Source organism: Chryseobacterium sp. StRB126 (assembly GCF_000829375.1).
Classification (GTDB): Bacteria; Bacteroidota; Bacteroidia; order Flavobacteriales; family Weeksellaceae; genus Chryseobacterium.
This window is the reverse complement of record NZ_AP014624.1, coordinates 5,169,456-5,189,698: the sequence shown is the minus strand read 5'-3', so window position 1 is coordinate 5,189,698 and position 20,243 is coordinate 5,169,456. Positions and strand designations below refer to the sequence as shown.

The 20,243-nt window shown below is 36.3% G+C and carries 15 protein-coding genes; 5 read left to right on the top strand and 10 right to left on the bottom strand.

Going from position 1 to position 20,243, the window contains the following annotated elements; genetic code table 11:
- Positions 1 to 49: 49 nt before the first annotated feature.
- Positions 50 to 760: a diphthine--ammonia ligase gene (locus CHSO_RS23450; RefSeq protein WP_045501224.1), complete on the bottom strand. Its 711-nt coding sequence runs from the start codon at positions 758 to 760 to the stop codon at positions 50 to 52.
- Positions 761 to 886: 126 nt separating this feature from the next.
- Here CHSO_RS23450 and CHSO_RS23445 point away from each other — a divergent pair, with 126 nt between their 5' ends.
- Positions 887 to 3,619, top strand: a complete 2,733-nt coding sequence (locus CHSO_RS23445; protein ID WP_084221056.1) for a M16 family metallopeptidase — start codon at positions 887 to 889, stop codon at positions 3,617 to 3,619.
- Positions 3,620 to 3,717: 98 nt separating this feature from the next.
- On the opposite strand, the gene CHSO_RS23440 is transcribed toward CHSO_RS23445, so the two are convergent.
- Together CHSO_RS23440 and CHSO_RS23435 are read right to left on the bottom strand one after the other, a co-directional pair.
- Entirely contained in the window at positions 3,718 to 4,596 is an 879-nt protein-coding gene (locus CHSO_RS23440; RefSeq protein WP_045501222.1) for a hypothetical protein, read from the bottom strand.
- A 309-nt stretch (positions 4,597 to 4,905) separates the two neighbouring features.
- The gene (locus tag CHSO_RS23435; protein ID WP_045501221.1) at positions 4,906 to 8,253 is read right to left on the bottom strand and encodes a methylmalonyl-CoA mutase family protein; all 3,348 of its coding nucleotides are present in this window, start codon (positions 8,251 to 8,253) and stop codon (positions 4,906 to 4,908) included.
- A gap of 464 nt (positions 8,254 to 8,717) precedes the next feature.
- On the opposite strand from CHSO_RS23435, the gene CHSO_RS23430 reads away from it, so the two are divergent.
- Positions 8,718 to 9,050: a hypothetical protein gene (locus CHSO_RS23430; protein ID WP_045501220.1), complete on the top strand. Its 333-nt coding sequence runs from the start codon at positions 8,718 to 8,720 to the stop codon at positions 9,048 to 9,050.
- A gap of 38 nt (positions 9,051 to 9,088) precedes the next feature.
- On the opposite strand, the gene CHSO_RS23425 is transcribed toward CHSO_RS23430, so the two are convergent.
- Positions 9,089 to 10,192, bottom strand: coding sequence for a DUF3667 domain-containing protein (locus tag CHSO_RS23425; RefSeq protein WP_045501219.1), 1,104 nt, complete (start codon positions 10,190 to 10,192; stop codon positions 9,089 to 9,091).
- 507 nt (positions 10,193 to 10,699) lie between these two features.
- On the opposite strand from CHSO_RS23425, the gene rplM reads away from it, so the two are divergent.
- The 3 genes from rplM (at position 10,700) to rpsB (ending at position 12,517) form a co-directional block, all read left to right on the top strand.
- Entirely contained in the window at positions 10,700 to 11,155 is a 456-nt protein-coding gene (gene rplM / locus CHSO_RS23420) for a 50S ribosomal protein L13 (RefSeq protein WP_027375420.1), read from the top strand.
- A gap of 6 nt (positions 11,156 to 11,161) precedes the next feature.
- Positions 11,162 to 11,548 carry a 30S ribosomal protein S9 gene (gene rpsI / locus CHSO_RS23415; RefSeq protein ID WP_045501218.1) on the top strand — a complete coding sequence of 129 codons (387 nt, stop codon included), beginning with the start codon at positions 11,162 to 11,164 and terminating at the stop codon, positions 11,546 to 11,548.
- Between the two features lie 207 nt (positions 11,549 to 11,755).
- Positions 11,756 to 12,517 (top strand): 30S ribosomal protein S2, encoded by a 762-nt coding sequence (gene rpsB, locus CHSO_RS23410; RefSeq protein ID WP_045501217.1) that lies wholly within the window; start codon positions 11,756 to 11,758, stop codon positions 12,515 to 12,517.
- Between the two features lie 280 nt (positions 12,518 to 12,797).
- On the opposite strand, the gene CHSO_RS23405 is transcribed toward rpsB, so the two are convergent.
- The 6 genes from CHSO_RS23405 to CHSO_RS23380 all read right to left on the bottom strand — a co-directional run bounded on the left by CHSO_RS23405 (position 12,798) and on the right by CHSO_RS23380 (position 20,144).
- Positions 12,798 to 13,235, bottom strand: coding sequence for a DUF6759 domain-containing protein (locus CHSO_RS23405; RefSeq protein ID WP_045501216.1), 438 nt, complete (start codon positions 13,233 to 13,235; stop codon positions 12,798 to 12,800).
- 6 nt (positions 13,236 to 13,241) lie between these two features.
- The gene (locus tag CHSO_RS23400; RefSeq protein ID WP_232509119.1) at positions 13,242 to 13,928 is read right to left on the bottom strand and encodes a DUF6759 domain-containing protein; all 687 of its coding nucleotides are present in this window, start codon (positions 13,926 to 13,928) and stop codon (positions 13,242 to 13,244) included.
- Between the two features lie 21 nt (positions 13,929 to 13,949).
- Positions 13,950 to 14,627, bottom strand: coding sequence for a tRNA (guanosine(46)-N7)-methyltransferase TrmB (trmB, locus tag CHSO_RS23395; RefSeq protein WP_045501215.1), 678 nt, complete (start codon positions 14,625 to 14,627; stop codon positions 13,950 to 13,952).
- Positions 14,628 to 14,726: 99 nt separating this feature from the next.
- Entirely contained in the window at positions 14,727 to 15,500 is a 774-nt protein-coding gene (locus CHSO_RS23390) for a DUF6759 domain-containing protein (protein WP_045501214.1), read from the bottom strand.
- A gap of 251 nt (positions 15,501 to 15,751) precedes the next feature.
- On the bottom strand, positions 15,752 to 16,558 hold the full coding sequence (locus CHSO_RS23385; protein ID WP_045501213.1) for a hypothetical protein: 807 nt from the start codon (positions 16,556 to 16,558) through the stop codon (positions 15,752 to 15,754).
- Positions 16,559 to 16,748: 190 nt separating this feature from the next.
- Positions 16,749 to 20,144: a T9SS type B sorting domain-containing protein gene (locus CHSO_RS23380; RefSeq protein ID WP_045501212.1), complete on the bottom strand. Its 3,396-nt coding sequence runs from the start codon at positions 20,142 to 20,144 to the stop codon at positions 16,749 to 16,751.
- Positions 20,145 to 20,243 lie beyond the last annotated feature (99 nt).

The window sequence follows — 20,243 nt, the reverse complement described above, 5'->3', positions numbered from 1 at the left end:
CAGGATTCATTTTATTCGTTCATCCATGGCTAAAAATATCGTTTGTAGATTATTTTGGAATCAGGTCGCAGAACCAGAAAACATATTCTTCATCTTGGTCTTCTGAATTAGACTTTGGCTTGGGATAGGTCTTTTTCACCGTTTCTCCAATTTCAAACTGAACCGGGCTTTTAAAAATTGGCCCATCAAAAGTAAAAGTATGGAATTCCCCATTTTCTCCACAAGGATCAATATTTTCAGGAAGATCATCAAGGAATTGCTGGTCAATGATTCTTCCTGCAAAGCTTTTGTCCAGATAGGTTCCATTTACACAGGTTACAATTGTTTTAAATCCCAGTTTTAAAAATTCTCGGATGAGGTCAGAGGTATCTTGTTTCCAAAGAGGAAATACAGCCTGCATGCCAATAGTATTTAATTGTTTTTCTCTGTATTGGCGGAGGTCTTCCAGAAAAATGTCTCCAAAAATAGAGTGGGTAATACCCTGCGCCTGTATTTCAGCCATTGTTGTATGCATGATTTCCTGATACTCTTCCATAGAAGGTTCTTTGGGAAGCTCCATTTTAGTAAGGGGAATACCAATAAGAGAAGCCTGCTGTTCCAATAGATGAACATGAACCCCATGCATAGAAATCCTTTGAAATTCTTTATTGATGCTGGTTAATAGAGTTTCTACATCATATTGATTTTCCTGTACTATTTTATAAAGAGCCAAGGCAGAATCTTTTCCGCTGCTCCAGTTGAATAAGGCTTTACACTTCATTGCTCTAAATTTCTATTGATACTGCAATTTTATGACAAAATTTGTAACATTCCAGTGATTTATAGTGTCTAATTAGTATAATAGACTTGAAAACACTCAAAATTAAACAGATTTAAAATAAAACACATGAAAAATCTATTGGTTGGGACAGCCGTCCTATTTTTCACAGGAATCGCAACACCTTTATTTTCACAAAAATCTGAAACTCCAAAATTTGTAAGCAACACAGAGGGAGTAAAAGAATATACACTGGTTAACGGGATGAAAGTTCTTTTGATTCCGGATGCCTCGCAAAGTAATATGGTGGTGAACATTATTTACAATGTAGGTTCTAAGCACGAAGGTTATGGAGAAAAAGGAATGGCCCACTTACTGGAACATATGTTATTTAAAAGCACTAAAAAATTAGGTGATATTAAAAAACAATTGTCAGATAAAGGAGGAGACGCCAATGGGACAACTTGGTACGACAGAACAAACTATTATGAAATTTTCCCTTCCAGTGACGAAAACCTGAAGTGGGCTTTAGAAATGGAAGCAGACAGAATGGTGAATGCTACGATTCTTCAAACTGATCTTGACAAAGAGTTCTCTGTCGTAAGAAATGAATTTGAGATTGGCGAAAATAATCCGGGATCAGTTCTAATGGAGCGCATTGTATCCACTGCTTATTTATGGCATAACTACGGAAACAGTACCATCGGAAGTAAAGAAGATATTGAAAGAGTAAAGGCGCCAACCCTTAGAAAATTCTATGAGAAACATTATCAACCGGACAATGCTACATTGGTTGTCGCAGGTAAATTTGATGAAAAACAGGCTTTAAATTATATCACCCAATATTTCTCAGTTATTCCGAGACCTTCAAGAGTTTTGGATCAGACTTATACTGTTGAGCCGGCTCAGGATGGAGAACGTTTTGTAGAACTGAAACGTTCAGGTGACAGTAAAATTGTAGGGGCATTGTACCATACAGCGCCTTATGCAGATAAAGATTATGCAGCATTAGATGCATTATCAGAGATATTAACGGCAGATCCTTCAGGATATTTATATAAGGCGATGATTGATTCTCATAAAGCCGCTTCTGTTTATTCTTATCAGCCAACGGTAAGAGACGCAGCCTTTATGTATTTCGGATTGGAAATTCCTGCAGATAAAGATGTAAAAGCAGTGGAAAGTGAGTTCAGAACAGAGCTTGACAAAGTTGCAATCATTAAGTATACAGAACAGGATGTTACAAGAGCAAAGGCTAAGATTTTAAAACAAATTGAGAACACAAAAAACAATACCATCAATTTTGCAATTGGACTTACGGAGATTGTAGGGGCCGGAAGTTATAAGTTAGGAATGCTATATCGTGATAATGTAGAAAAACTAACCTTGGCCGATATCCAAAGGGTTGCTGATAAATATTTTAAAACCAATAACAGAACGGTAGGGGTGTTTGTACCAGCTAAAGATGAAAAAAGAGTTAAAAACCTTGAATATTCTGATGACCAGATTGCTAGTCTGACCAAAGATTATAAAGGAAAAGCGTTAGAAAAAGAAGTAGCTCCTTTTGAAGCAAGCGTTAAAAACCTAAAAGCTAATCTTTCTGAAGGTAAATTAAGCAACGGGATGAAGTATGGCGTTATCAAGAAAGAAATTAAAGGTGGGAAAGTAATGGGAAGTTTCCGTTTCCCTGTAAGTAACGCTAAAGACTTAAGCGGGAAAGCTCAGATAGGAGCTTTAATGGCCCAGGTTATGAAAACCGGAACCAAATCTCATACGAAAGAGCAGATTCAGGATATGCTGGATCAGTGGAAATCTTCCATCAACTTCTCATTCAAAGGGCAAACGTTAACTGCAAACGTAAATACATACAAAGAGCATTTGCCGAAAGTAATGGATCTGATGAAAGAAATCCTTACAGAATCTAACTTCCCGGAAGCAGAACTGGTAAAGACCGTAAATGAATACAATACTTACCTTGAAGGTTCTTTAAATGATCCACAGGCATTAGCGTTTACTGAGATTGGAAAAATTACTGAAAACTATCCTAAAGAAAGCATTTATTATACTCCATCTTTCAAAGAACAGATTGAGGCAAATAAAACAATCAAAAGACAGGAACTTGTAGATTTTTACAATAAAATTATAGGAAGTAATAATGGAGTAGGAACCATGATTGGAGATCTGGATTCTAAAACAGCATCTACTTTAATGGAAAATACATTCGGGAAATGGAATTCCAAATCGAACTATGAACAAATTAAGCCTGAACTTTTTGCGACTAAAAAAGAAGATAAGATCTATTTAACTCCAGATAAAGAAAACGGAGCAGCGGTAGGTAAGATTAGCTTCTCTATGGATAGAAATAGCCCTGATTATCCAGCACTGCTGATAGCTAATGAAATGTTGGGCAGCGGTGGATTCATGACGGCAAGAATTCCGATGAGACTCCGTGAAAAAGAAGGGATAAGTTATGGTGCAGGTTCATATATGGCGGTTCCGACAGATAATAATGTGGCATCCTGGGGTTGGTATGCATTCTTTAATCCAACTAAAAAAGATGCTGTAAACAAAGCTTTAAAAGAAGAAGTAAATAAAGCTGTAAAAGAAGGATTTACTGAGGAAGAATTTAAATCTAACCTAACTTCTTGGTTAACTTCAAGAAAAACAAGTTTAGGGAATGAGAGTACACTGATGGGACTTGTCAACTCTCAGCTTCAGTATGGTATTCCTTTAGAAGACTATGATACATTGGAAGCGAAAGTTTCAGCTTTAAAAGTAGGACAGGTAAATGATGTTCTTAAAAAATATATTAGTGAAGACAAGCTGACTTCTGTTTTTGCAGGAGATTTCAATAAGAAATAGTTCCAGCTCCATATAAAGTAAAACCGCAGATGATTCTGCGGTTTTACTTTTTTAAGATTGTTAAAAGGACCTTCCAACTTCTTTATTTAAATACTCTCTTATTTTCTATAGGATACAATCGCACCGTTTTCAAAGTAGTAATCACTTCCAAAAAGTTCTTCTGCGTAGATTTCCGGAAGGAAATAGTAATCAATCTTATTCTCTTTCAGGTATTGTTCAAATTCCTTTTTTGTGATTTCTTCACCATCCAGAAAATAAATAAAGTCTTTATTCTTAGGACTGAAAGGAAATGTTTTAATTTGATCCAGATTTAGATTCAGGATATTATCATCTTTAATATGCCGTTTATTCACAAAAAGAAAATATTTATTAGTATTTAATTCTCCCTTCTGAGGTTCACCTTCAAGAACGAAAATATTGTTTATTCTGATATTATCTGCAGGAATATTGATATAATTTTTAAATGCCTGAGTAGATGTAAACCTTTTAAAAGGAGTAAGAATCGTAATAAACTGATACTGGATAAGGTTTCCGGGATCTCCTGAAGGTTTTACTTCCAGTTGTCTGGTGATTACAGGCTCTGGAAAATCATAATCTTCATCCTCTGATTTAGGAGATACCCAAATCATTCCCTGTATTTCAGCAGTGCCCAAAGTATCAATCTTCTTTTTTTGTGCGTTGAGATTTGAAGTAAATAAGATAGACAGAAAGACTCCACTGGCTATTTTTCTAAAAGGAAGTTGAAAAAAGTTGTATGGAGTTCCTGTTTTTCCTTCCGGAATAGATAACCGATCTGCCTGAATCCTTCCACAAACAGATGAATGTGATTGTAATAATATCTTAATCTCATCATCCGTTTTGTCCGCTAGGTCATATACTTTCTTTGAACAAAGATCACAAAAGCTTCCACCGGGAATCTCCTGCATATTTTCCCGGGCAGCAGAACAAGGCTCTTTAATTTGAAATTCCTTTTTCATGAGTGTTAGTTTTCTTAGATTAAAAATACGAAAAAACCTCAAAGAAATTCCTTGGGGTTTGAATTATAATGTTTTTATTAAATCGCTGACTTTAAGCCTTTTTTGATAGAGGTGTCGGTTATGAAATCCAACTGGTAACTGTAATTATTTACAACCTTTTTTCTTTTGAGCATTTGTGAAACTAAAAATAAGACAGAGCAAAAGGGCAAGTGAGATTCTCATATTTTATTTTTTGCGGCGAATATAAATAAAAAACCTAACAGGATTCCGAATCCTGTTAGGTTTTGTTATGTCAAGATGTATCTTGTCTTACATATTTCTTCTGTACTTACCACCCACTTCAAATAAAGCATTGGTGATTTGTCCCAGAGAACAGTATTTTACGGCATCCATCATTACATTAAATAAATTCTGCTGATTGATGGCTGCATGTTGTAATGTTTTTAAGGCTGCTTCTGACTTGTCTTCATTAGATTTTTGGAAACTATGAAGGGTTTCGATCTGAACCTGCTTTTCCTCCTCAGTTGAACGGATAACTTCTCCAGGACGAACTGTTGGCGAACCATCTTTTCCTAAGAAAGTATTTACCCCGATGATTGGATACTCTCCAGTATGTTTCAACCATTCATAATGCATAGATTCTTCTTGGATTTTTGAACGTTGATACATCGTTTCCATAGCACCAAGAACACCACCCCTTTCAGTAATTCTGTCGAATTCTGCATAAACAGCTTCTTCCACAAGATCTGTTAGCTCTTCAATAATGAAAGATCCCTGAAGTGGGTTTTCATTTTTAGCTAACCCTAATTCTTTGTTGATAATCAACTGAATCGCCATTGCTCTTCTTACAGACTGCTCAGTTGGCGTTGTAATGGCCTCATCATAAGCGTTGGTGTGAAGTGAATTACAGTTATCATAAATTGCATAAAGCGCTTGTAGTGTGGTTCTGATATCGTTGAAATCAATTTCCTGAGCGTGAAGCGAACGCCCTGAAGTTTGGATGTGGTATTTCAACATTTGGCTTCTTTCGTCTGCTCCATATTTCAGTTTCATGGCTTTTGCCCAGATTCTTCTTGCTACACGTCCGATCACTGAATATTCAGGGTCAATTCCGTTAGAGAAGAAGAAGGATAAGTTAGGAGCAAAATCATTGATATTCATTCCTCTTGACAAATAATATTCCACATACGTGAAACCATTAGCCAGTGTAAATGCCAACTGAGAAACCGGGTTTGCTCCAGCTTCAGCAATGTGATATCCTGAAATAGAAACCGAGTAGAAGTTTCTTACTTTTTCTGTGATGAAATATTCCTGAACGTCCCCCATTAATCTTAGGGCAAATTCAGTAGAGAAAATACAGGTATTTTGAGCTTGATCTTCTTTTAAAATATCTGCCTGAACAGTCCCACGAACAGTGGCAATCGTTTTAGCCTTAATTTCAGCATAAGCTTCAGCAGGAATCACTTCATCTCCCGTTAAACCTAATAGTTTTAATCCTAAACCATTATTGGAAGGAGGTAATTCCCCGTTATATTTTGGTCTTTCTAAACCTTTATCATCGAATTTTGCTTTTAAAGCTTTCTCAACATTAGCTTCAAGCTTATGTTCAGCAATATATTTCTCAACATTCTGGTCGATGGCAGCATTCATAAAGAAAGCTAATAACATCGGTGCAGGTCCGTTGATGGTCATCGAAACTGAAGTCATTGCATTCACCAAATCAAATCCGGAATACAATTTTTTAGCATCATCCAACGTCGCAATAGAAACTCCTGCATTTCCAATTTTACCATAAATATCTGGTGGAAGAGCAGGGTCTTGTCCGTATAAAGTTACAGAGTCAAAAGCTGTGGATAAACGTTTTGCATCCATTTCTGCCGAAACATAGTGGAATCTTCTGTTGGTTCTTTCCGGCCCACCTTCTCCGGCAAACATTCTGGTTGGATCTTCTCCAGTTCTTTTGAAAGGATAAATTCCCGCAGTGTATGGAAACCCTCCCGGAAGATTTTCCTGACCTTTCCATTTAATCAAATCACCCCAATCAGTATATTTTGGCAATGATATTTTTGGAATTTTTAAATGAGATAAAGATTCGGTTGAAGTCTCAACCTTAATTTCTTTTCCGCGAACAAAATAAGAATAAAACTCAGCTTTGAAAGCCTGTTTCGTATCATCCCAATTCTTTAAGAAATCAATATTCTCCTGTTGAAGATCTTTTTCTGCTTTCTGATATTCAGCATCTAAAGTTTCATTTGAAAGGAAACTTTTTACGCCTTCAATGTGATACATTTTTCTTGCTAATTCAGCCTGTTTTTCAACGTTGGCGTCGTATTGTCTGTTGTTTTCAACAATTTCAGAAAGGTAACGTACTCTTTTTGGAGGAATGATCGTTACTTCGTCTGTAATTTCCTGTTCCACAAAACCTCGCAAGTTGAGATCAGAATATTTCTCATTAACTTTTTCAACCAATCGGTTGTATAACTCAGTTGTTCCGTGGTCGTTGAACTGAGATGCTTTTGTTGCATACACCGGCATGTCATCTAATGGGCTTTCCCACAACAAATGGTTTCTCTGGAACTGCTTCCTTACGGCCTGAAGTGCATCTAAAGCACCACGTTTATCAGACTTGTTTAAAGCGACCAAATCCGCATAATCTAACATGTCGATTTTTTCCAACTGTGTAGAAGCTCCATATTCAGGAGTCATCACGTACATGGAAACGTCTGCAAAGTCAGAAACTTCCGAACCTGATTGACCAATACCTGAAGTTTCCAAAATAATCACATCAGGATGAGCTAGTTTCAATACATTTAATGCAGAATGAATGAACGGAGAAACGGAAACGTTGTTTTCTCTCGTCGCCATGGAACGCATATACACTCTTGGATCATTAATCGCATTCATGCGAATTCTGTCTCCCAAAAGCGCTCCTCCGGTTTTCTTTTTCGAAGGGTCAATCGAAATGATGGCAATTTTTTTACCCGGATTTGAACGTAGAAAACGTCTTACCAATTCGTCTGTCAAAGAAGATTTTCCGGCTCCTCCTGTACCCGTGATACCGATAATTGGGATATTTAAATCTTTTGATTTTTCGTCAATAGCTTGTACCAGTTCAGGTTTTTCTTCTGAGAAGTTTTCAACGGCAGAAATGATTTTAGCTATGCTTGTAGAATTTTCAAAGTCGATTGAATCTAAATCACTTGCTGTAACCTCTTTTCCTGTTGCGAAATCTGATCTTTTCACTAAATCGTCGATCATTCCCTGTAATCCAAGTTCGCGGCCGTCATCAGGAGAATAGATTCTGTCGATTCCGTAAGACATGATATCTTCGATTTCTTCAGGCAGGATTACACCACCACCACCACCAAAAATTTTGATCTGTGGTGAGTTTTTTTCTCTTAAAAGGTCATAAATATATTTGAAGTATTCATTGTGACCTCCCTGGTATGAAGTTAATGCAATCGCATTCGCATCTTCCTGGATCGCTGTGTTTACAACTTCCTCAGCTGATTTGTCATGTCCTAAGTGAATCACTTCACATCCAGTTCCCTGAATGACACGACGCATAATATTGATCGCAGCATCATGTCCGTCAAATAATGACGCCGCTGTTACGATTCTTACCTTGTTGGTTGGAGTATATTTTTGGGTTTCCATAAAAATTCTAGAAAGTTTCTAAGTTTTCAAATATAATAATAAAAAAAGAACCTTGTGTTTGATTTTATAATGCTGATTATCATAAGTTTGGGCGTCTCTATTTAATAAAATGATTCCATTTTTAGGTTTAAGAATTTGAAAGACGAAAGGTTCGGTGGTTGCAGAATCAAAAATGACTTAAAGATTTCATTTAGAAATTGACATATCCTTAATTAACCTGATGTCGGTTGAAGCAACTAAAACTGATGATGACTGGAAGAAGGAGGCAGGGGATTATTTTAGTTATACTAACTACAGTTACTATTAAATGACCTTAAATAAAAGAAACCGTAATTGTTTATGGCCTTCATAACTTCCAGCTTCCAGCTCCGCGCTTCAAATCAACCTAAATCAGTAATTTTTATCCTGAATTGAGATTAATTTCTCAAATTAAAATCTCTACTTTTGCACCATATTTTACAGACATGCAAAAAGCTTTGATATATTTCGCGTTGGGAGCCGTAGTCAGTTTCCTTATCAATTATTTCTTTTTAAGTTCAGATAATATCGGTCTGGAATTTTATTATGCTGTTGCTTTTGGAGCCGCCTGGGGTGTTGCTTATTATCTGGATACTCCGGATTTCACATTGCCTAAAAAATTAGGACTGTCTTTTGTTGTAATGGCTATTCTTGTACTGATAGGAACTTTAATTTTTAAACTTGAACTGGCCATTCCATCCATCCTGAAGTTTTCCATGGTGTTTGTAGCCTATTATGTAATAGCAAGTTTTAGAGGAACAAAGTCATTAAGAAAATAAAAAAAGAGGCAGTCAAATTTGACTGCCTCTTTTTTTATTTAATGGATCATCATGAAGCTTACCAGAGCGAGTCCTACAAGTAAAAACATGAACGCAAAAAAGTTTATCGTTAATAACATAATACCAACTATAATGCTTACTAGCCCGTGTGCACGGTAAACCCTTCGGTGAGCAATAAAGAAATATCCCATACTGTAAATGGTAAGGATAGTCATTACTAAATAAAGAACTGCGTTTAAAGCTTTAATTTCCGTTAGTTTTGCCACTTTTCCAAACAGGAATATCAATAAAATGGTAAGTAATAAGAAAGAGAAATAATGCAGGGTGAAAATTCCGTGATCAAAATACCACCATTTTTTCTTACTGTGGAATATCCATAGGAAGAATGCAAACAAAGGGAGGTAGATAAAAAGGGCTTTAGGCAGATTGTGAAATGATTTTTCAAGCATATTGTCTAAAAGCTCCTTTTTGGTAACTCCATGTTCTTTAAGCTCGAAGAATTTATGAGCAATAGGCTTCTCTAAAAAATCAAAAAAACCTGGATTTTTAGCTATTGCAGAATCATAAGACTTCTTTGTTTTATAGTTTTTACCACTGAAGTCCGGATCTATCGTTCTGTCCATATCCATCATTTCCTCTATTTCAGTAGAATCCGGAATCATTTTTAGCTTTTCAATGGCAAGAGAATCTTCCTCAGTCAGAGTTTTTTTAGCCTTTATACTGTCTATAATCTTTTGTGTTCCAATAGAAGTAACCGGTTTTACGATTTTTACAAGACTCGTTTTGTTGTGTTCTTCATTATCCTTGTCTTTGGAATTTATATTTACCATAGGAAAAAGTGCAAATACAAAGAATGTTATAAAACTGACAAAAATATAAAGCTTTACAGGGGGTACAAACTTCTGCCTCTTTCCTTCCAGATAAGTATTTGTCAATTTGCCGGGCTTAAATAACAGATTTTTTACAGTTCCCCAGAACTGACCGTCATAATGGGTGAAATCTTCAATAAAATGGGTGAACAGAAAATAGAAAGGCTGCCGTCTTTCAGTATTTTCCTGTCCGCAATGAGGGCAGAATCTTTCCTCTACTTGATGCCCACAGTTCAGGCAGGTTTTGTCTTCTCGGATCTTTCCGTGGCTCATGGTACTTGTTTGTGCGACAAAGATAATTATTTCGGGAAATAAATAATGATATCAATAAGCTTTTGAATAAATCCTTAAAGAAAAATTAAAATAGATAGATAATGATTCTCAGAAGAAGAGGAACAATCTATATATTAAAGTCTTTTTAATGAGTTTAAAGAGACTTTGTATAATAGAGTAGTTCATCATAAAGTGATCGGTTTTAAAATAAGTAGAATGAATTTTCACAGAAATTTTAAGAGAAAGGCAATAAAGAAAGAGTTGAGGGAAGAAACTCTTGCTTTATCATCTCTGTGTTTTTAGAACCTTCTAAACGTTTTTTTTCATCGCCACAACATTTTACAAGTTTTATGCCAAAATTATAAATAGTGTTAAAATCTATTGCTAGAGGGCTGATTATCCGATAATCTATAGATTAAATAAAATATGTTTTTGGGTTACGAAAATAATTTGTACCTTTGCACACCCTTTTAGGGGTAAATTATGTTTAATCTTTAACTAAAACGTGTGAATACATTAAGTTACAAAACTGTTTCAGCGAACAAAGCTACTGCTAATAAAGAATGGGTTGTGGTAGACGCTGAAGGACAGCCGTTAGGAAGACTAGCTTCTACGGTTGCAAAGATTTTGAGAGGTAAGCACAAAACGAATTTTACACCTCACGTAGATTGTGGTGATAACGTAATCGTTTTGAATGCTGGGAAAATTACGCTTTCCGGAAACAAGTGGGCTGATAAGACTTATATCTGGCATACAGGATACCCTGGTGGACAGAAGTCTATGACTGCGGCTGAACTTCAAAAGAAAGATTCTTTAAAGGTATTAGAGAAGTCTGTAAAAGGTATGTTACCTAAAAACAGACTAGGTGCTGCTATCCTTAAGAACCTTTATTTATATGAAGGAACTGAGCACAAACATGAAGCTCAACAGCCTAAAACAATTAATGTTAACGAATTTAAATAATTAATTATGTCTATAGTTCACAAAATCGGAAGAAGAAAAACTTCTGTAGCAAGAGTTTATGTAAGACCAGGTTCTGGTGTTATTACAGTAAACGGTAAAGATGCTGCAACTTATTTCTCTACAGACGTGATGGTTTACAAATTAAACCAACCGTTCATCCTTTCTGAGACTGTTGGTCAGTATGACGTTACCGTAAACGTATTCGGTGGTGGTAATACAGGTCAGGCAGAGGCTATCAGATTAGGTATTTCAAGAGCTTTATGCGAAATCAACGCTGAGTTCAGATTAGCATTAAAGCCAGCTGGTTTACTTACAAGAGACGCAAGAATGGTGGAAAGAAAGAAGCCAGGTCAGAAAAAAGCAAGAAAGAGATTCCAATTCTCAAAACGTTAAGATTTCTTGTGGGCGAATGGCTTATGGCTATTGGCTACAGAAATGTATTAAATTTTTTTTAAACTTAATCTCGGCGAAAAGCCAATTGCCAAAAGCAACAAGCCAACCGCCAATTGCCCGTTACGTTTAGCATCCAAACGCTTCTCCCATCTAAAGAAGTTGTTGATTGTTTAAAAGACGGAAAGTAAACTAACAAAAACAGAAAACATGGCAAAAGCAAATGTAAAAGACCTTTTAGAGGCTGGCGTACACTTCGGTCACATGACTAGAAAGTGGAATCCAAATATGGCTCCATACATTTTTATGGAGAAGAACGGTATTCACATTGTAGACTTACATAAAACAGCAGTTAAATTAGATGAAGCGTGCAGCGCTTTAGAAAAATTAACTTCTGCAGGTAAAAAAGTTCTTTTCGTAGCTACTAAGAAGCAAGCGAAAGAAGTAGTTGCAAAACACGCTTCTGAACTTAATATGCCTTATATTACAGAAAGATGGCCTGGAGGTATGTTAACGAACTTCGTTACTATCAGAAAGGCGGTAAAGAAGATGAACTCTATCGACAAAATGAAAAAAGACGGTACGTTCGAAACTTTATCTAAAAAAGAAAGATTACAAGTTGACAGACAAAGAGCTAACTTAGAGAAAAACTTAGGTTCTATCTCTGACATGGTTAGACTTCCTTCTGCAATTTTTGTAGTTGATATCTTAAGAGAACACATCGCGGTAACTGAAGCTAAGAAACTTGGTATTCCAGTTTTCGGTATCGTTGATACAAACTCTGATCCTAGAAAAGTAGATTTCGTTATCCCAGGAAACGATGATGCTTCTAAATCTATCGATATGATCTTGAGCATTGTTTCTGATTCTATCAAAGAAGGTCAGTCTCAAAGAAAAGCTGATAAAGAAAAATCTAAAGAAGAAGGAGAAAAGGTATCTGCTGATACAGATGCTGATTTCGATGCAGAATAATTAAAGATTTTCTTTAATATAGGAAAAACGCTGGATTTCGGTCCAGTGTTTTTTTGTTTTATATAGGGTCTCGCAGATTTTACTGATGCCCCAGATTAATGAGGTGTTTTTATACTTTCATACAGGCCTCAATAATGATTTCAAACAGTTATTATGATATTTTGGTATGAATAGATACATGTAAAATTACGCTATGAGATGTCAGGGATTAACTGCTTTTAGAATGTTCAAAAATATTTAAAAATAAACCCTCATAGATTACTGTGAGGGTTTATTTTTTTTAGTTAGATACTTTGATATTGTATGAACTTGTAATAAACTTTGTAGACTGATAAGTTGAGTTGCACAACATACCTGATAGCCTGTAGCTTTGATTTTTAGGAACCATTACAGCTCCGATTTTTCCAGCTCCAATGGGAACCTTTTTAAAATATCCGTTACCACTGATGGTAAGAACCATATTGCAGCGAGATGCATTTTCTACCGAAAGAGAGGTTCTGGGATTGGTAGGATCTGCTTCGTTAAGAAGATCTGTAAGAACTTCAGCTGTTTCGGATTTGTAAGTTTTCATCAGTTCATTATATTCTCTCTCTGTATTAGCGGCACTACCACCACCGGAATTAGTAGGGTAGGGGTTTCTAATGGGATAGCCACCATAATTAACACTGCAGCTGGTAAGGATCACTGAAATCCCGGTAAGAACTAATAACTTTTTCATACCCGTTTATTTTTTTGCTTTTCTTTTTTTTAATGGTTTATCAGGTGGATCCTTTATCACAGAGACTTGTTGAGTTCCTGGCTGGCCCGGATTGTCTATGGTCACAAAGATACTTCTTTTTATATCTTTCTGAGAGAAGTACTTCATATCGCAAACATTACTGTTGAGTGTATAAAAGCCTTTATTAACGATAATGAAGTTTTCTCCGTGAGCGGGAACTGCAAGATTATAGTACTCTTTTCCTTCTATCCTGAGCACAATATTACAGTCTGAATTATTCTTAAATAAAAGAATAGATTCTTTTTTGGTAATATCCTCATTAAGCATTGTATTTAAGAGCTGTGCAGTTTTCTCTTTATGCTCTGCAGATGTTTCGGCAATTAAGCGCTTAAATTCTTCCGCTTCATTAGAATTGGGATCTTTCATCGCGTTTTTGGGGATATCAGCAATAACAGGTCTGGCCTCCATGGGTTTGGCAGCACGTGCTCCTTTTGTCCACTCAGAGTTTTTTAAAGCAATAAGTTTAGGTTTCAGCACACTCTTTTTAGGATCGTCAGGGTGTGCGGTCTTAAGATATTCTTCAATTTCCTTGATATTTGTGCTTTTTAAGATGTCTTTACTGCTTTTTTGTGCGTATGTAAAGCCAGGGGTAAGGAAAGTGAAAAATAAAATCGTCAAAATTTTTTTTTTCATCAATAGTGTTTGTTTATTTCATCAGTTGATCCGGAATTTTATATAGGTTATTGTTTTTCCTTTTGCTGAGAATAGTTCTTCATAATACGTTTTGATGTCTCTCAGATGTTCCGTATTAGGATCATATTCCGGGGCTCCGTAGATATCGTGATGAGCTGAAATGATTTCATGTCCTGCTCCCTGTAAATACCCCAGTGTATATCCGTGAAGGAATTCCGAGTCCGTTTTAAGGTGGATAATTCCTCCTGGCTTCAGGAATTTTTTATAACGGGCTAAAAAGTCCGGGTGTGTCAATCTATGTTTTGTTCTTTTATATTTGATTTGGGGATCCGGGAAGGTAATCCAGATTTCATCCACTTCATTTTCAGCAAAGAAATATTCTACAAGTTCAATCTGTGTTCTTAAAAAAGCAACATTGTTCATATTGTTTTCTACAGCCTCTTTTGCTCCAAACCAGAATCTTGCTCCTTTAATATCAACCCCGATAAAGTTCTTTTCAGGAAATGTTTTGGCCAGTCCAACAGAATATTCTCCTTTTCCGCAGCCTAGTTCCAGAACAATTGGGTTGTCATTTTTAAAGAAATCCTCTCTCCATTTTCCTTTAAGTTCAAAGCCCTCTAAAGCCTTTTCTCTTGTAGGTTGAATTACATTTGGTAATATCTTGTTTTCTGCAAATCTTGCTAATTTATTCTTGCCCATGAGTCATTTATAAAATGACTGCAAAAGTAATAAAATTTACACAGAATTGAGGCCTTTTAAAACTAAAAGACCTATGGTGAAACTATTATATTGTTTTGATTATTTTGCTGTTGCGCTGCCTAAGGCAACCATGATTGGTTTTTGAATGGTTTTTTGTGATGCATATTGGGCGCCGCAAACCAGACTTGTAAAAAGATACTGGCCTTTTTCTACTACAATTGAGTTGTCTTTATGAGCCGGAACGGCAAGTCTATACTTTGTATTTCCCACCCCTTCCATTCTTACAATAATATTACAGTCAGATTGATTTTGAATGAGAACAATGCATTCTTTAGCATTGGGATCATTGTCAAATAAGGAGTTAAGAATTTTAACGGTTTTATTTTGATGCTCAATAGGAGAGATATTCATCAGCATATTGAATTCCTCTGCTTCTGCATTGGGAATAGCTGCATTAGCTGATGCGTTAACAACAAAAGTATTTTGTGCGTTGCTGGGTGTATAAGTTTCTGTTGATTTTTTGGCGGCAAGTTCAGCTTTATATTTGGCGATCTGTTTCTGTTTGATAATGGCATTCATTTCATCAAAAGTGATCTTGGTGGAAGGCCGCCTTCTTAATAAGGCCAGCATCTCCTGCATGTCTTTTACTTTCTGATCTTCAGGATGGGCATTTTTGATATATTCCTTCATCATTTCCATAACCCGTGGCTTTAGGACAGATCTCCGGGGATCATCAGGATGAGCATCTCTCAAGAACGCGTTGATTTCATAGATATTATTGCTTTTCAGAATTTCGCTGTAATCTTTTCCCTTCTTTTGGGCAGAAACGCTGAAAAACAAGACCGAGGCAAGAAGTAAAAGTATTTTTTTCATTAATATAATATTAAGTTAAAAATTTGGTACTTTTTCTTAATTTGTGTTTGGGTCAATTAGTCTTTACTAGGATAACGAAATAGTATTGCTTTTATTTTAAACACGTGATCGTGATATAAAATTAAGCATATTTTTGAATATAAACGATATGTATTCTATAAAGATTGAATGATTGATAATAGAGGACTGCTTGCCATAAAAAAATCCATGCAGTCTATCTACTACATGGATTTTTTTATGCGTGCGAATTGTTATTTCTCGGTTTGCTGGGTAGCCACAACTTCCTGAAGGTGTGAGTTCCTTAATCTCTTCTGATAGATAGGCATATATTTTTCAATAGGAATTTTTATAGCTTCAAAGTTTCCTGCCAATATATAAGGCTGTATATTTTCCGAAGTATATACAAATTGTAAAAAGTTATCAATGAGGTTTTCCGGAATTTTAAACTTCGCAAAATAATCTTTTCCTAAATAGTTTTTAACCTGAGCGACAGAGCTATTCATCCTTTCGTAGGCCTGATAGCGCTGCTTTTTCTTTCTTTCACCGGAAAGCATATCATAAATACTTTCAAGGCTGAAAGTAAGGCCACCATCCCTTAATCCTGCAACAGGAAGCTCTGGAGGTGTACCATCTCCCTTAGGCTCAGGAAGTCCGATAACTTTTTTAATGGCCAGTGCTTTATCTTCTTTTCTGAGAGAGTTTACATCATACCGGAGGTTTCCTGTAGGCTTGAACCTGCTGAGTACAATTTCCTGAATCTCATAATATGCGATTTTCAGCTCTACAAGATTTTTCTGCGCTAATAGCTGAGGGGTCATCTTAATATCCTTTCTTTCCGTAACAATAGATGTAAAACGGATAACATCTCCGGGGTTGGCCGGGACATTGAAATTACCGTTGTAGTCAGCAAGTACAGTTTTTTGTGTATTGAGATTGGTAACATATACCTGATTAAGATAAAGGATGGAGTTATCTCTTAGAAATACCTCCCCGGAATATATTTGAGCATTGATTTTTGCCAGAAAAATCAATAGCAACAGAGTAAACAGTTTCTTCATATAATTGGCAAAATTACATAGAAATACAGCAATTTGTGCTTAGTTAGATAAGGAATAGTGGTTAAAGTTATATTAAACTTTAGTATTCAATTGTTAATGAATGTTATAAATATATTTCCGATCAGGATACGATCCGGGATATATAATAAAAGGTTGAAAAAAATTACTTTCTTTCAACCTTTTATATGTTTTATCTATGTCTTACCAACAACCAGCTTGAATGCTTTATTGAAACCGAGGACCCATATTCTGTCCAGCTGATAAAGTACCAATAAGTGGCTGTAGGAGTATATCTGCCTCCAACTCTTCCATCCCAGATATACCGGTTCTCACGAGTTCCTCTGAAAAGTTCAGCTCCATATCGGTCAAAGATCCTGAATACAAGATTATCGTGGGACATTAAGGCTGAATAATCTATCGTTTCGTTAAGCCCGTCTCCATTGGGAGTAATGGTATTGATAAGGTTAATAATAGCGAATTCCTTTTTCACTTCTGCACACATTTTAGAATCTCTTACCACCACATAATGAGCACCTCTTGGTACATCATAGAAAATATTTGAAGTCTGCCATATAACACCATCCAAAGAGTATTCGTAGGGTGGAGTACCACCACTTACACCAATTTTCACGGTTGTGCCATCAATTTCAATGGATGTGATGGTTGGTATTGTGTATTCAGTAACATTTACACTCTGTTTGTAAGTACATCCGTTAGAAGTAAGTTCCACCCAATAGCCTCCGGCAGATACGTTAGTAATGGAAGGGGTGGTTGCTCCTGTACTCCATAAGTATTTATCAAATCCTGGTCCTGCATTCAGTGTTGTTGTCGTTTTAGGGCAAATCATCTGATCTACAAGAAGGGCTGACGTTTTAGGAATTTTAATGGAGATTTTGATGGAAGCTACTTCCGGACAACTTCCATTTTTTTCAAAACGGATATAAAACGTTTGTGGTGTTGTAATATTTACTGTTGCTGCTAGCGGGTTGGTGTTGTTCTGGGCATCAGCTAAGCTTCCATGAAAAGTAAAAGTAACATTCGGATCCACAATAAACATAGGAATAAACTGGACAAGGTTTACGGTTTTTATCCCATCCAGATCATCATCACATACATTTTCTGTTACGGATTGGCTTGCTAACTTTATTTTGTCGCCAATACTGAATTTTAGAGGTTTAATAACAGGAGGACATCCATCAGGAGAATCTACTCTGATGTAAATTGTAGTGGTTGTGGTATAACTCCAGTTATTAGGAAGGGTGATCGTGTTTCCTGCGTTGGCATCTGCTAAATTTGCATAGTATCTTACTGTAAAATAATTAGGATTGTTAAGGATAATTGGTGTAATGTTAGAGAGAAGGATGTTTACGGTTCCATCAAAATTATCATCACAGAATGTACCATTGTAATTATCCGGTACTGTGGCCTTATTATAAAGAGATAGAGTGATTTGGGCAATGCTTTTACATCCAAGTGTATTTTTGAGTACAGCATAAATGATAGTACCGTTTGTTCCTGAATAAACATTAGGAGTGGTAATTAGAGCTGCCGGGTTTTCTGTTTGTGCATCTGCTAGTGTCGGATAGTAGGTTTTAGTAACAGGGCTGTTAGTTGTTACACTGGCCGTTGTAAGGTCAAATGTTCCTTTTCCATTTACATCACAAGCAAATAATACTGCATTAGTAGGAATAATAGCTTTAATATTGATCTTTACAGTTACCGTTTCGCAATCAGGAAAGTCAGGGTCATTTCCACAGAAAGTGTAGGTAAAGGTATCATTTCCTGCTGTGCCGGGAGTATTGACGGTATAGGTAATGATTCCGGTGGTAGGATTTATCACCGCTGTACCTAGTGCTGGCGGAGTGGTGATAGCTACAGTAGAGGGTACCGGAATTTGTGATGAATTACTGAAGGTTGGAGTAATGATCTGAGTACTACATACATCATAAGCTGTAGCAGTCAGTTTTGTACAATTTGTTACTTTAAACTGTTCAGTAACTAAAGGAGCACAGCTTCCCATTGTTACAGAGCAGGTATAATAACCGGATTGGGTAGGAGTGATGGAGGAGTTGTTTGCTCCTGAAATTGCTATTCCGTTTCTATACCATTGGTAGGTGTCATAAATAATGGGATCTACTGTAAGTTCAATTCCAGGAATGCATGATCCTCCGGATTTTAAAATAACGGGTTGTGTAGGAAAGCCTGCAAAGAAACCTCCATATCCCACAGCATCACTCCCAGCTGTGATTCCTGCAGTAATGGCTTTACTGGAAACTATTGTTATGGTTCCTGTAATATTGGGAATTCCATAAGTAACCCAGTTATTGGTTCCTGTCATATTGTAAGGCCCTGTAGAGGCGGGTGGAGTGCCTCCATTTACGGTAACTATCGCTCCTTTTTCTGTAATCAGATTCAGTTTTGTGGGAATATTAAGAACTCCGGAAGGGTTTATATTGGAATGAACAAAATTTTCGTTGATAAAACCCAATTCGTTAATTTGTTTGGGAAGATAGCAGTTTAAAGCAGGAATAAAATTGAAACCTCCGGTAGCTACTTCACTCACCGTATTTGAATCTCCTGCTAAAATCTGGTAAACATAGGCATTCTTAGAAGTTTTAATATATAAATTGTAATGACCACCACCCTGAAGACTGTACTTAGTATCAGGAATAACAAAATATTTTCCGGTATTCAGTGTAGCGATAGGTAATAATTCATTATTTACGTAGATCTGAGTATTGTCCTGGGTAGCAATAACCACGGCTCCTTCCATATTGGCTCCAATACTTCCGTTGCCTTTAACAAGAGCAAATTCACTTCCGAGCCTGTCAACAGGTACGGCCTGATCCATTAAAATATCAGAACTGGTTGGGAAATTTCCAGCATACTGACCATTGAAGTTTCCATTGGTGACATTGATGGGTTTGTTTGAGGTAATTTTAGCTCCAATAAAACCATCAAAGTTTCCGGTGCTGTTTCCAATACCGTCAAGAATATAGGATTGTCCTTTGTTTAAAGTAATATTTATGATGGGGTTGGTGGCTCCTGTGGTTCCGTTTGAAAACTGAACAAGTGGACTGTAGCCGGTAATGGTAATGGTTGTATTGTCTTCTGTGGCCAGAATACTGGTCATAAAATTCAGGATGTCATTATTTACACTGATAGGAACCGATGCTGCAAAGAAGCTTTTTCCCGTTGAAGGAATTCCCTTAGAAGTAATGATTTCTGCATGATTAAATACTGAAAATCTTAAGTTTGCATAAAATGGAAATTCTGCCTTCAGATACAATCCTTTTGTGGTAGGAGTAAATAGATCTGCCTGTTGAGTGGTGATGATATAATTTCTTAAAACATCAAATTTCTGCGGATTATTTTTACTGATATTTACTGTTCCGATCAGAACATTATTGTTATAGATATTCACCGGAAACGGAGTTGTTCGGCTGGTAGACAAATAGAGTTTCTGATAAGGAGAGGGGGCGCCAGACCTGTCTACCATTGGAGCAAACCAATGTTCTCTGTCTAATTGAGCAAAAGTAGAGGAGAATATATAAAATATAAATAAAAAAGATAGAATTTTCTTCATTCAGAGATGGTATTTATCACAAATTTAATAATAAAAAGCATTGATGTATTGAAAATGCAATAAAAAAACCACGATTTTAAAATCGTGGTTTTGAATATT